Raw genomic sequence first — 14,102 nt, 5'->3', positions numbered from 1 at the left:
ATTTTTAGCTTTAATAAGGTAATACGGTAATGGATATAAGCATCTAAGGAGGAAACAGATATGTTAGATAAAATTGGTATACCAAAGCGGCTTGCGTGGGGATTTTTAGGAGTTGTTTTGTTTATGATGGGAGACGGACTTGAACAAGGCTGGCTTAGCCCGTTTCTGATCGAAAACGGACTTACTGTTAAGCAATCTGCTTCCATTTTTAGCATTTACGGGATTGCGCTTGCCATAGCTTCCTGGTTTTCAGGTGTATGTCTCGAAGCATTTGGCGCGAAACGGACGATGTTTATGGGGCTGTTGTTTTATGTAATCGGTACAGCTGCCTTTATCGTGTTTGGGTTTGAACAGCTAAACCTCCCTGTGATGTATGTGACTTACTTCGTAAAAGGGTTAGGCTACCCGCTTTTTGCTTATTCTTTCTTGACATGGGTCATTTACAGAACACCGCAAAACAGACTGAGCACTGCTGTCGGCTGGTTTTGGATTGCCTATTGCCTGGGCATGTTTGTATTCGGTGCTTGGTACTCAAGCTACGCGATCAAAGCGTTTGGTTATTTGAATACGCTTTGGAGTTCTATATTCTGGGTATGTCTAGGTGCATTCTTCGCATTGTTTATCAATAAAGATCGTTTTGAAAAGAAGAAAAGAAAACGATCAGAAACAGCCGAGGAGCTTTTAAAAGGGGTTACGATTCTTTTTACGAACCCGCGAGTGCTTACAGGCGGAATCATTAGAATCATCAACAGCATTGGTACATATGGATTCCCAGTCTTTTTGCCGATGCACATGGCTCAACACGGAATTTCGACCAATGTGTGGCTGCAAATTTGGGGAACAATTTTTCTGGGGAACATTGTGTTTAACCTTATCTTTGGAATTGTCGGCGATAAATTTGGCTGGAAAAATACTGTTATTTGGTTCGGCGGAGTCGGCTGCGGCATTTTCACTGTCTTATTATATTATGCACCTGTTTTCTCCGGCGGAAGTGTAGCGATTGTCAGTGTGATCGGCTTTATTTGGGGAGGTTTGCTGGCAGGCTATGTGCCGATCGGTGCAATTGTGCCGACGGTGGCCGGAAAAGACAAAGGGGCAGCCATGTCTGTATTGAATTTGGCTGCAGGTTTATCAGCGTTTGTCGGTCCCGCGCTTGCTTGGCTGTTCATCGGTCTCGTCGGTGCGCAAGGCGTCGTGTGGATCTTTGCGGTCCTTTACGTTGCGAGTGCAGTCATGACGAAATGCATTCATATACCTGAAGAAAAAGCAGTAAAGGAGGGTACATCTCCTCAATATGCATCTTAATCAGAAAGCGCCCTGTTGCAGGGGCGCTTTTTATCATTTGTTCAGTCCATGCTTGCACGCTTATGTTGTCTATATGAAGTACTAGAGATGAAAACCTTGAAGGAAGTGATCAAGAATCCTGATCTCATAGCTGGTGCAGGTCATGAATCGGACGTTTCGAAGGGAAAGGGATGTGCGCATAGACCAAGAAAATACCTTCATTCTCTTGGTTTTACAATAGAATACACATTTGTTTCATATGGAATTCCATTTTGATACATGTACTGTTTTAAAACGCCTTCTTTTTGAAATCCCATTTTTATAAGCAGACGATTTGATGCTTCATTTTGGATAAATACAACTGCGCCAATACGCGTCAGGCCAAGGGAAGCAAACCCGTAGGAGACAGCCTCTGAAATGGCTTCTGATGCAAATCCGTTTCGCCAATGCGCCGGGATGATTTCATAACCGATCTCTGCACGCCTATGCTTTTGAGCCAAGGCGTGAAAACCAATTGTCCCGATCAATTCTTTCGTGTCTTGTCTCTCTATTCCCCACCTTATACCGCGTTTTTCTTGATAGAGGGCGGCATAGGTTTGAACCATTGAAATGGCATGTTCTATAGATTCCATGTTTTCAAGTCCGTAATAGCGTGTCACCTTATGGTTTGAGAAACAAGCAAAAATGGCTTCCGCGTCCTGATCGGTCATTTGTCTAAGTGTAAGCCGCTCCGTTTCTAAAACAGGAAACATTCAACCACTCCCCACGTTTGTTTCTGTTTATCATATCCCTTTTATTTCCTCTTTTCTATAGAAAATTCAAAACTGAGGAAGCAAAAGAATGAATTTGTCTTTCTAGTTGCTCTTTGTTTTTGGCGAATTGTTTTAAACGATGGCCGTTTGCGCCTGATGGGTGGGGAAAGCCGCTAAGGCAAATCAAATTCTGGAGTCTGTACTGTCTGATCAATGTTTCACATACTGTTTCGGCGGCTTTTCCTAACGGAATAAGAAGAGCTGGTCCCGCCAAATGATTGAGCTCCGCAGGGAAGTGTTCAAAAGCATAGGTGCTTAGGATAGGAGAGCGAGTGATGGCCGGTTTGTATCCAGTATAGTTTTTTTGCTGGATAAAGACAGGATATTTAATAACGGAAGTTGTATGGAGCATATGCCGTAAGTCACCAAAAAGCTGCCCGGCGCTTTGAATGCCGAAAGCCTGTGGCAGCCCGCATAAATCCAGCATGGTAATAAGGTTATGTCTCATCGATCCGGAGAAACCCGCTGCTATTTTTGTGTCTACTGCCATTTGCTCAAGAGTCCCGCCTTGCCGCAGGCTTTCAGCGGCTGTTTCGTACGCTGTCTTCATCTGGGAAAAACCCGGCGTGATCCCTGCAATCACAAGCGAGGCATTCCGATTGATAAATTCATTATGAGGTGAATAGTAGATCCCAAGTTCGTTTTCTTGATGGAGACGAAATGGATCAGTAAGTAAATCGGACTTTGTAAGTGAAGAGGGAAGAGAATGTAGTTTCTCTGCGAACTCCTTTAAGTAGCTGCGGTTTATAATCATGTGTAAGCCTCCTCGAAAAATGAGATCCCATTTGTCCATTCTGATCGTTACAACGGGATCTCATTCATCCTTATCTGCTATTAAAATGTCCTGCCTGCCACACCTCTTTGACTGCTTGGGGAACTTCTTTTACTTCAGCTGCTGTCTGCTGAAACGCGTATTTTTTCATTTGGACATCATGCTGAATCTTCTTTTGTTTTTGCGTCAGCAGCTCTGCTTCTGTTTTTAATCCCTCGACTTGTTTTTGCATAGCCTGCGTAACAGAAGTCAGCTCCTTTAGTGCGGGGTCTATTTTTTTCTTGTTTTGGATTACATTAAACCCTAAAAATATGATAGAAATAGCCAATACTGTCAGACTGATATAAATAATAACCATATGTTCACTCCTTTTTTCTTTTGTCATTACCCTGTTTCCGCTTTTTTAATCCAAAGAAATGTTGATTGCACAGTTCGTTTGATTTGCGTATTGGATTTATTCTACTTATAATGTGATATCGTACATAGGTAAACAAAGAAAGGGTGCTTCAATTGCAAAGTTTACAAAATAAAACCGCTTTAATCACAGGCGGAGGCAGAGGGATCGGCCGCGCTACAGCTCTTGCTCTTGCGAAAGAAGGCGTAAATATTGGGTTAATCGGCCGGACTGCCGCTAATGTTGAAAAAGTGGCAGAAGAAGTCAAAGCGCTTGGTGTAAAAGCTGCATTTGCTGCTGCAGATGTAAAAGATGCCGAGCAGGTTAACCAAGCTGTCGCTCAAGTGAAAGAACGGCTTGGTGATATCGATATTCTCATTAATAACGCCGGAATCAGCAAATTTGGCGGTTTCTTAGATCTGTCAGCTGATGAATGGGAAAATATTATACAAGTCAACCTAATGGGTGTGTATCATGTGACTCGCGCGGTGCTTCCGGAAATGATCGAACGCAAAGCCGGAGATATCATTAATATTTCGTCTACAGCGGGCCAAAGAGGAGCTGCTGTAACAAGTGCTTATAGCGCTTCTAAATTTGCCGTTCTCGGGTTAACAGAGTCTCTTATGCAAGAAGTGAGAAAACATAATATCAGAGTCAGCGCGTTAACGCCGAGCACTGTCGCTAGCGATATGTCTATCGAATTGAACTTGACAGACGGTAATCCTGAAAAAGTGATGCAGCCTGAGGATCTTGCTGAATACATGGTGGCACAATTGAAATTAGATCCTCGTATTTTCATCAAAACAGCGGGATTATGGTCAACAAATCCGTAAAAATGAGAACCTGTCTTTCGACAGGTTTTTTTATTTGAATGAAATTCATACCGGCATATGTAAATCTGACAATCATTTTAAATTGTAGCTGGCAGTGAATGTAGGCTATAATAGAACTAAGAAAACTATGTGCCAAATGTTCAATTGTCCATTTATTTTTCCCCTGCACCTATAATCAGCAACCATGAGATGACTGGACAATCAGTCTTTAATATTAAGGAGGAAAACAATAAAAGAAAATTGAATATTTAGTACATAGTGTTGTCAGTGACAGAAGAAGGAGTGCATATCATGAAAGAAGAAAAAAGGAGTTCAACTGGCTTTTTAGTGAAACAGCGTGCATTTTTGAAGCTTTATATGATAACAATGACAGAGCAAGAGAGACTCTATGGATTAAAGCTGCTTGAAGTACTTCGGTCTGAATTTAAAGAGATTGGTTTTAAACCAAATCATACAGAAGTATACCGTTCTTTGCATGAGCTTCTTGATGACGGGATACTAAAACAAATTAAAGTAAAAAAAGAAGGGGCTAAGCTGCAGGAAGTCGTCCTCTATCAATTTAAAGATTACGAAGCTGCCAAACTATATAAAAAACAGCTGAAAGTTGAGCTGGACCGCTGTAAAAAACTGATTGAAAAAGCTCTCTCAGATAATTTTTAATAGAAACAAACACCCGGCGCAGCAGTGTGTACCGGGTGTTTTCTGCTTTTCATTATACATATTTGTCGAAAAGAAACAATACAAATCAATGATGACCTTCAAACTTGACATCATTTCCTCACGTGGTAACATTTATAACGTGTGAAAATGCGAACAAAAAAGCGAACAAAGGAGATGTTACCGATCTTTGATCAAAAGAAACTAGCCTTTATAGGAGCAGGATCTATGGCGGAAGGAATGATATCAGGTATCGTTCGTGCCAACAAAATCCCGAAACAAAACATCTGCGTTACAAACCGCAGCAATACAGAGCGATTAACTGAACTTGAACTTCAATATGGAATCAAAGGCGCCTTGCCGAACCAACTATGTATTGAAGACATGGATGTGCTCATTTTGGCAATGAAGCCAAAAGACGCCGAAAACGCTCTGTCATCCCTAAAATCACGTATCCAACCCCATCAATTAATATTGTCGGTCCTTGCCGGCATAACCACCTCTTTTATTGAACAATCATTGCTTAATGAACAGCCGATTGTCAGAGTGATGCCCAATACTTCCAGTATGATCGGCGCTTCTGCAACAGCTATTGCCCTTGGCAAGTATGTGTCAGAAGACCTGAAGAAGCTGGCCGAAGCATTGCTCGGATGTATGGGCGAAGTCTATACAATTCAAGAAAATCAAATGGACATATTCACCGGAATTGCAGGCAGCGGTCCCGCGTACTTTTATTATTTAATGGAATTTATTGAAAAGACAGGTGAGGAAGCGGGTCTTGATAAACAGTTATCTCGAAGCATCGGAGCACAGACGCTATTAGGCGCAGCAAAAATGCTCATGGAGACAGGAGAACATCCCGAAATCTTGAGAGACAATATCACGTCACCGAACGGAACGACAGCGGCGGGGCTGCAAGCCTTGAAAAAGAACGGCGGCGGAGAAGCGATTTCTCAAGCGATAAAGCATGCGGCTAAGCGTTCAAAGGAAATCAGCGAAGATATTGAAAAAACAGCAGCGCCGCTATCAGGAGTGATAAAGTGACGCCTGATACTAGCATGAAAAGAGTTGTTGTGAAGATTGGAAGCAGTTCATTAACAAGCCTCCATGGAGAAATCAGCATTCGAAAATTAGAAGCGTTGGTCGATCAGGTCGTCAAACTCAAAGACGCCGGATATGAAGTGATTTTGGTTTCCTCAGGCGCAGTAGCGGCGGGATATCGGAAGCTCGGATTTATCCAAAGACCCGAGAAGCTTCCAGAAAAACAAGCATCAGCTTCAGTCGGCCAGGGATTGCTGATGGAAGCTTATTCAAAGCTGTTTTTGGCACACGGCTATGTCGCATCCCAAATTTTAATTACGAGAAGCGATTTTTCTGATGAAAATCGGTATAACAATGTCAGGAATACATTGAATGTACTGCTCGAGCGCGGCATCATCCCGATCATAAACGAAAACGATACAGTTACAGTCAATCGGCTCAAGTTTGGCGACAATGATACGCTCGCAGCAAAAGTCGCTGGATTGATTGATGCAGATATGCTTGTGATTTTATCAGATATCGACGGGTTATATGACGGCAATCCGCGCACAAATCCAAAAGCGAAAAGGATACAGCGGGTGAGTGAAATAACACCTGACATGGAATTGTGCGCAGGTGACACTGGGAGCGTAGTCGGAACCGGCGGCATGCGGTCTAAGCTTGATGCATTTAAAATCGTAATGGCTTCCGGCATTAAAGGTTTTCTCGGTCAGGCAGATGCCGGAGATATTTTATACCATGCTGTTCGTGAAGAGGCGGAAGGCACCTATTTTGAAGCAAAAGGAACTCTTCCGTTGAATCGAAAGGAGCAATGGATCGCTTTTAATTCCGGCCCGGAAGGTGAAATGATTTTATCAGACGATTATTCACAAAAAATAACAAATGGGCAATCGAGCTTATACCTGGACGGTGTACAGAAGATTAAAGGAAAATTCAAAAGCGGTTCAGTTGTTCGGCTAATGGATTCACAAGGAACAGAAATCGGGCTTGGAATCGTTAATTATTCTTCTGTGCAGCTTCAAGAACCAGAAAAGAAGAAAGAACTGATCAACAAAGCGCTAATTGATCAAGAAGCATTTGTTTGCCATGTGGATTTTACTTTGCCTGTTAATTAATTTGCAGCAAAAAACCCGAGCTTCTATAAAGAAGGTCGGGTTCATTTTTTTATTGATACTGCTCCAGCTTAGAGAAGAATTGAATGACAAACTCATAAAAATCATTCGCAGAAGGCGCAAGCTCTCTATTTTTTGGTTTAATGATTCCGACAGTCCGTTTCACTTGAGGGAACTCAATTGGAATTTTCACAGTAAAACGAGGTGTTGTTTCAGCAAACGTACTTTCAGGCAGAAGGGTTACGCCCATTCCTGCGGACACTAATCCTTTGATAGCATCCAAATCCTCACCCTCCGTTGAAACGAGAGGAGCAAAGCCGGCTTGTTTGCAGGAATCGATTGCCATTTTCCTGAGTACAAATCCTTCCGGGAACAATACAAATTGATCGTTGCGCAAATCGATTAAATGAACCGTTTTTTGTTTAGCGAGCGGATGATTTAATGGAACAAGCGCGTAAATTTTTTCAGTGAATAAAATTTTTCCCGCTATGTCAGAGAAATTCGTCGGCACCGGCCCTAATAAGGCTAGATCAATATCGCGGCTTCTGACAGCTTCAATCAGAAACTTATAGGAGCCTTGGCGCAGCAAAAATTCGACGTGCGGATATTCTTCTTTAAACGCTGATATGACAGTCGGCAAAAGCTGGCTGGCGAGGCTCGTAGGAAAGCCGATCTTTACCGTTCCGCGGTGCGGGTCAAGATACTCATCAATTTGTTCTTTTGCATAATCAATGGCTTTCATTGCGGTTTTCACATGAATCAAAAATTCTTTCCCAATTGGCGTGAGTTTGATATTTCTCCCTTCACGTTCAAATAAGGTCACATTTAATTCCTCTTCAAGATTGGCAATTTGTCTGCTGATTGCTGATTGGGCCACATGCAAATGATCAGCGGCTTCTGAAACGTGTTCTCTTTCAGCCACCTCCATAAAATAACGCAGTTGGCGCAACTCCATGTTTGTCTCACATCCATCTATCTCATTTTGAGATTCTTTTGATCTAAATTATATATTGTTTATATCGTTTTGAAAACCTACAATGATTATAGAGTTGTTAGATTTTATGACCGGTATTATCGGAAATTGATCGGGGGAGAGGAATTATGACGTACAATCAAATGCCAAAAGCTCAAGGTCTCTACCGTCCTGAATTTGAACATGATGCATGCGGAATCGGCCTATACGCACACTTAAAGGGCAAGCAGACTCACGAGATTGTTAAACAAGGACTTAAGATGCTTTGCCAGCTGGACCACAGAGGAGGCCAAGGCAGTGATCCGGATACAGGAGACGGAGCCGGCTTACTGGTTCAAATCCCTGATGCTTTCTTTAGAAAAGAGTGCAAAGACATCAATCTGCCGGAAAAAGAACGTTATGGGGTAGGAATGGTCTTTTTCTCACAGAAAGAAGAGGAAAGAAAAAAAATTGAAAAGAAAATCAATGCACTGATTGAACAAGAAGGCCAAGTCGTTCTTGGATGGAGAACTGTACCTGTAAATGTCGGAAAAATCGGAACAGTTGCGCAAAAAAGCTGTCCGTTTGTCCGTCAGGTATTTATCGGCGCAAGCTCTGATCTAAAGGACAATTTATCTTTTGAACGGAAGTTGTATGTCATTCGTAAACAGGCTGAAAACTGGGGTGTAACGGAAGGATTTGATTTTTATTTTGCCAGTCTTTCAAGCCAGACCATTGTTTACAAAGGCCTTTTAACACCTGAGCAGGTTGATGCGTTTTATTCTGATCTGCAAGATGAAGCATTCGTTTCAGCTTTTGCGCTTGTTCATTCACGCTTCAGCACCAACACATTCCCTACCTGGGAAAGAGCGCATCCTAACCGTTATTTGGTTCACAACGGTGAAATTAACACCCTTCGCGGAAATATCAATTGGATGAGAGCACGTGAGCAACAATTTGTATCTGAAAGCTTCGGTGAGGACTTAAACAAGATTTTGCCGATTCTCAATGCTGACGGCAGTGACTCTTCCATTTTAGATAACGCATTTGAGTTTTTTGTGATGGCTGGACGCAAACCGGCACATACAGCAATGATGCTCATTCCTGAACCTTGGACGGAAAATACGCATATGTCTAAGGAAAAAAGAGCGTTTTACGAGTACCATAGCTCTCTGATGGAGCCTTGGGACGGACCAACAGCTATTTCATTTACTGACGGAAAACAAATCGGCGCAATCCTTGACCGGAATGGTCTCCGTCCGGCCCGTTATTATGTCACAAAAGATGATTATATTATTTTCTCATCTGAAGTAGGCGTTATTGACGTTGAACAGGAGAACGTTTTATATAAAAACCGCCTTGAGCCTGGGAAAATGCTTTTAATCGACCTGGAAGAAGGCCGAATTATCTCCGATGAAGAAGTCAAAACACAAATTGCAACTGAATATCCGTACCAAAAATGGCTAGAAGAAGAGCTTGTACAAGTGAATCCTGATCCGGAATCAAGAGAGGAAGAACAATTTACTGATCTTTTAACTCGCCAGAAGGCATTCGGATACACATTTGAGGATATCCAAAAATATCTAATTCCTGTTATTAAAGAAGGCAAAGACCCCCTTGGTTCAATGGGGAATGACGCGCCGCTTGCTGTACTTTCCGATCGCGCGCAGTCACTGTTTAACTACTTTAAGCAGCTGTTTGCACAAGTAACGAACCCGCCAATCGACGCGATTCGTGAGCAGCTTGTCACTTCAACCATGACCTGGCTTGGTGCGGAAGGCGATCTTCTTCACCCAAGTGAACGAAACGTTCGCCGGATTAAACTGTATACACCTGTTTTATCCAATGAACAGTTTTACGCATTGAAAACGATTGTTCACCCTGATTTAAAAAGCCAAAAAATCGATGTGCTGTTTTCAGAGGATCTTGAACGCGGATTAAAGGACATGTTCACACAGGCAGAGAAAGCCATCAGTCAAGGTGTAAGCCTGTTAATTTTATCAGACAAAAAGATGAATGAGCGCCTGACACCAATTCCGCCTCTTCTGGCAGTAAGCGCGCTGCACCAGCACTTAATCCGCAAAGGGTTGCGTACGAAAGTCAGCATTATTGTGGAATCGGGAGAAGCACGTGAAGTGCATCATTTTGCAGCGTTAATCGGTTATGGCGCAGATGCGATTAACCCTTACCTCGCTTATGCGACCTACAAGCAGGAAATTGATGAAGGCCGTTTGGATATCAGCTATGAAGAAGCTGTCAGCAAATATGGAAAAAGTATTACTGAAGGTGTCGTAAAAGTGATGTCCAAGATGGGGATTTCAACTGTACAAAGCTACAGAGGCGCCCAAATTTTTGAAGCGGTAGGAATCAGCCGTGATGTGATCGATCGCTATTTCACAGGTACTGCATCACAACTCGGCGGCATCGATATACAAACAATTGCAGAAGAGGCGCAACGCCGTCACCGGGAAGCGTATCAGGATGATTACAGCAAAACGCTTGAACCGGGAAGTGACTTCCAATGGAGAAATGGCGGAGAGCATCATGCGTTTAACCCGAAAACGATTCATACCTTGCAATGGGCTTGCCGCAGAAATGATTACAATCTGTTTAAACAGTATACAAAAGCGGCAGATGAAGAACGCATCGGATTTTTGCGGAACTTGTTCGCATTTGACGGAAACCGCAAGCCTTTGAAGTTGGAAGAGGTTGAATCGGCTGAATCGATTGTCAAACGCTTTAAAACGGGTGCGATGTCATTTGGGTCCTTGAGTAAGGAAGCACACGAAGCTTTAGCCATCGCAATGAACCGTCTTGGAGGAAAAAGCAACAGCGGTGAAGGCGGAGAAGATCCAAAACGTTTTGTTCCAGATGTGAACGGCGATGATAGAAGAAGTGCGATCAAACAAATTGCATCAGGACGTTTCGGTGTCAAAAGCCATTACCTTGTCAATGCTGAGGAGCTGCAGATTAAAATGGCTCAAGGCGCTAAACCGGGTGAAGGCGGGCAGCTGCCTGGCAACAAAGTATATCCATGGGTTGCCGATGTCCGAGGGTCAACACCAGGTGTCGGTTTAATCTCACCTCCTCCTCACCATGACATTTATTCAATTGAGGATTTAGCCCAGCTGATCCACGATTTGAAAAATGCCAACCGTGACGCAAGAATCAGCGTAAAGCTGGTGTCAAAAGCAGGTGTAGGCACAATTGCTGCAGGTGTTGCCAAAGCGACTGCAGATGTCATTGTGATCAGCGGCTACGATGGAGGTACAGGTGCTTCTCCGAAAACCAGTATTAAACATACAGGGCTGCCATGGGAGCTTGGTCTTGCAGAAGCGCATCAAACATTAATGCTGAACGGCCTTCGTGACCGTGTTGTGTTAGAAACGGATGGAAAACTCATGACGGGCCGCGACGTTGTGATGGCTGCCTTGCTCGGTGCAGAAGAATTTGGTTTCGCAACGGCTCCGTTAGTTGTACTCGGCTGTGTCATGATGCGTGCCTGCCATTTGGATACATGCCCTGTCGGTGTAGCAACACAAAACCCAGATCTTCGCAAAAAGTTCATGGGGGATCCTGACCATATTGTGAACTATATGCTGTTCATTGCTGAAGAAGTTCGTGAGTACATGGCTGCGTTAGGCTTCAAGACATTTGATGAAATGATCGGCCGCACTGATGTACTTCATGTGAGTGAACGGGCGAAGGGGCACTGGAAAGCAAGCCAGCTAGATTTGTCTACACTTCTTTATCAGCCTGAAGGCGTGCGGACGTTCCAATCACCGCAAAATCATAAAATTGATCAATCGCTTGATATCACAACGATTCTCCCGGCAGTACAAGAAGCCATCGAATCTGGAAAAGAAGCTGATATATTGATTAAAATCAATAATACAAATCGTGTAACCGGAACGATAACCGGCAGTGAGATCTCTAAGCGCTACGGAGAAGAAGGGCTTCCTGAAGATACGATCAAGCTGCACTTTACCGGATCAGCCGGCCAAAGCTTTGGAGCTTTCGTTCCTAAAGGAATGACACTTTATTTGGACGGAGACTCAAATGATTACGTTGGAAAAGGGCTTTCTGGCGGAAAAATCATCGTCAAGTCACCAGAAGGATTCAACTCTGCTTCGGATGACAATGTCATTATCGGCAACGTTGCTTTTTACGGTGCGACAAGCGGAGAAGCATATATTAACGGACGTGCTGGTGAACGTTTTGCCGTTCGGAACAGCGGTGTGAATGTAGTTGTAGAAGGCATCGGCGACCACGGCTGTGAATACATGACTGGCGGCAGCGTTGTCGTTCTCGGTGATGTAGGCAAAAACTTTGCGGCAGGTATGTCCGGCGGAATCGCTTATGTATTGGCTGAAGATGCCAAAGCTTTTAAACGCAAATGCAACCTTGAGATGATTTTATTTGAATCATTAGAGGATGAGAAAGAAATCCAGCAAATCAAAGCAATGCTTAAAAGACATGCTGCGTATACAAACAGCCAAAAAGCACAAGATCTGCTTGCTCAATGGGAAGACAGCGTGAAAAAATTCGTTAAAGTCATTCCGAAAAACTATAAACAAATTCTTGCGAGCATCGAAGAGCAAAAAGCTGCGGGTTTATCAGAAGAAGAAGCCATCATGTTCGCTTTTGAGGCCAACACGAAGCCGAAGCAGAATACAGCAGCAGATGGACAAAAACAAGCGGTAGTACAGTAAGGAAGGGGAGAGGAACATGGGGAAACCAACTGGATTTATGGAGATCAAACGAGAAAAACCTGCTGAGCGGGACCCTCTCACTCGCTTAAAGGATTGGAAAGAATATTCCGCTCCTTTTTCAGAAGAAGCATCGAAACGGCAGGGGGCGCGGTGTATGGATTGCGGTACACCGTTTTGCCAGATCGGTGCGGACATTAACGGATTTACATCCGGCTGTCCGATTTACAACTTAATTCCTGAATGGAATGATCTTGTCTACCGGGGCAGATGGAAAGAAGCATTGGAACGTCTGTTGAAAACAAACAACTTTCCTGAATTCACAGGGCGGGTATGTCCTGCTCCTTGTGAAGGATCATGCACATTAGCGATTTCAGACCCGGCCGTTTCAATTAAAAACATCGAGCGAACCATTATCGACAAAGGATTTGAGAACGGCTGGATTCAACCTAGAATTCCTAAAAAACGAACAGGCAAAAAAGTGGCCATCGTCGGGTCGGGCCCAGCCGGACTCGCGAGTGCTGACCAGCTGAATCAAGCGGGGCATTCCGTCACTGTTTTTGAACGATCAGACAGAGCGGGCGGCCTCTTAACATACGGCATTCCAAACATGAAGCTTGAGAAGGGCATTGTAGAACGCCGAATTAAATTACTGACGCAAGAAGGAATTGATTTTGTCACGAACACAGAAATCGGTGTTGACATTACAGCGGATGAGCTAAAGGAGCAATTTGATGCTGTGATTCTGTGCACAGGCGCTCAAAAGCAGCGGGACCTCTTAATTGAAGGGCGCGACTCAAAAGGAGTCCATTACGCGATGGATTACCTGACGCTCGCAACAAAAAGCTATTTAGATTCTAATTTTAAAGACAAGCAATTCATTGATGCCAAAGGGAAAGATGTCATCGTAATCGGAGGCGGAGATACAGGAGCTGACTGTGTGGCTACTGCTCTGCGACAAAAAGCCAAAAGCGTGCATCAATTCGGCAAACACCCAAAACTTCCGCCAGCCCGCACGAATGACAATATGTGGCCTGAACAGCCGCACGTCTTTACGCTTGAATATGCGTATGAAGAAGCGGCAGCAAAATTCGGAAGAGATCCGAGGGAATACTCCATTCAAACGAAAAAAATGGTCGCGGATAAAAATGGCCAGCTGAAGGAGCTCCATACCATCCAAATGGAAAAAGTGAAAAATGAGCATGGAAAATACGAGTTCCGCGAGCTGCCTGGAACTGAAAAAGTATGGCCTGCTCAGCTTGTCTTTATCGCTATCGGCTTTGAAGGCACAGAACAGCCGCTGTTGAAACAGTTCGGTGTGGATTCTGTAAACAACAAAATCAGTGCAGCATATGGGGATTATCAAACAAATATCGATGGCGTATTCGCCGCAGGGGATGCAAGAAGAGGCCAAAGCTTAATCGTATGGGCGATTAATGAAGGCCGTGAAGTAGCGCGCGAAGTGGATCGGTATTTGATGGGGAGTTCAGTTCTTCCGTAAATAAAGGGGATTATCATATAAAAAAAGAAACCGGT

Annotated in this window: 10 protein-coding genes and 1 pseudogene; 7 read left to right on the top strand and 4 right to left on the bottom strand. The window is 43.7% G+C overall.

What is annotated here, in order from left to right; all coding sequences use genetic code 11:
- Positions 1-60 precede the first annotated feature (60 nt).
- Positions 61-1,305 carry an MFS transporter gene (locus tag BLL41_RS10900; RefSeq protein WP_071577863.1) on the top strand — a complete coding sequence of 415 codons (1,245 nt, stop codon included), beginning with the start codon at positions 61-63 and terminating at the stop codon, positions 1,303-1,305.
- Between the two features lie 197 nt (positions 1,306-1,502).
- Here BLL41_RS10900 and BLL41_RS10895 read toward each other — a convergent pair whose 3' ends face one another.
- The 3 genes and pseudogenes from BLL41_RS10895 to BLL41_RS10885 form a co-directional block, all read right to left on the bottom strand.
- The gene (locus BLL41_RS10895; protein ID WP_071577862.1) at positions 1,503-2,036 is read right to left on the bottom strand and encodes a GNAT family N-acetyltransferase; all 534 of its coding nucleotides are present in this window, start codon (positions 2,034-2,036) and stop codon (positions 1,503-1,505) included.
- 41 nt (positions 2,037-2,077) lie between these two features.
- A pseudogene (locus BLL41_RS10890) lies at positions 2,078-2,850 on the bottom strand (hypothetical protein).
- Positions 2,851-2,920: 70 nt separating this feature from the next.
- A complete protein-coding gene (locus BLL41_RS10885; RefSeq protein WP_071577860.1) occupies positions 2,921-3,226 on the bottom strand; it encodes a DUF948 domain-containing protein in 306 nt (101 codons plus the stop codon).
- A 152-nt stretch (positions 3,227-3,378) separates the two neighbouring features.
- On the opposite strand from BLL41_RS10885, the gene BLL41_RS10880 reads away from it, so the two are divergent.
- The 4 genes from BLL41_RS10880 to proB all read left to right on the top strand — a co-directional run bounded on the left by BLL41_RS10880 (position 3,379) and on the right by proB (position 6,908).
- Positions 3,379-4,095 carry a 3-ketoacyl-ACP reductase gene (locus BLL41_RS10880; protein ID WP_071577859.1) on the top strand — a complete coding sequence of 239 codons (717 nt, stop codon included), beginning with the start codon at positions 3,379-3,381 and terminating at the stop codon, positions 4,093-4,095.
- Between the two features lie 291 nt (positions 4,096-4,386).
- Positions 4,387-4,755: a replication termination protein gene (rtp, locus tag BLL41_RS10875; RefSeq protein WP_003220337.1), complete on the top strand. Its 369-nt coding sequence runs from the start codon at positions 4,387-4,389 to the stop codon at positions 4,753-4,755.
- A gap of 147 nt (positions 4,756-4,902) precedes the next feature.
- Complete coding sequence (gene proC, locus BLL41_RS10870; protein ID WP_083428001.1) at positions 4,903-5,796, top strand: pyrroline-5-carboxylate reductase; 894 nt, start codon at positions 4,903-4,905, stop codon at positions 5,794-5,796.
- The gene (gene proB, locus BLL41_RS10865; RefSeq protein WP_071577857.1) at positions 5,793-6,908 is read left to right on the top strand and encodes a glutamate 5-kinase; all 1,116 of its coding nucleotides are present in this window, start codon (positions 5,793-5,795) and stop codon (positions 6,906-6,908) included. Before proC ends, proB begins: the two co-directional genes overlap by 4 nt.
- Before the next feature lie 49 nt (positions 6,909-6,957).
- On the opposite strand, the gene gltC is transcribed toward proB, so the two are convergent.
- Positions 6,958-7,860, bottom strand: a complete 903-nt coding sequence (gltC, locus tag BLL41_RS10860) for a glutamate biosynthesis transcriptional regulator GltC (protein WP_071577856.1) — start codon at positions 7,858-7,860, stop codon at positions 6,958-6,960.
- 146 nt (positions 7,861-8,006) lie between these two features.
- On the opposite strand from gltC, the gene gltB reads away from it, so the two are divergent.
- Both gltB and gltD read left to right on the top strand, forming a co-directional pair.
- Positions 8,007-12,569, top strand: a complete 4,563-nt coding sequence (gene gltB, locus BLL41_RS10855) for a glutamate synthase large subunit (RefSeq protein WP_071577855.1) — start codon at positions 8,007-8,009, stop codon at positions 12,567-12,569.
- Positions 12,570-12,585: 16 nt separating this feature from the next.
- Complete coding sequence (gltD, locus tag BLL41_RS10850; protein WP_071577854.1) at positions 12,586-14,067, top strand: glutamate synthase small subunit; 1,482 nt, start codon at positions 12,586-12,588, stop codon at positions 14,065-14,067.
- Positions 14,068-14,102: the final 35 nt, after the last annotated feature.

Origin of the sequence: Bacillus sp. FMQ74 (assembly GCF_001875785.1) — a bacterium.
In the GTDB taxonomy this organism is placed as follows: domain Bacteria; phylum Bacillota; class Bacilli; order Bacillales; family Bacillaceae; genus Bacillus; species Bacillus stercoris.
The sequence above is the reverse complement of the archived record's forward strand: the minus strand, read 5'-3'. Positions and strand labels throughout refer to the sequence as shown.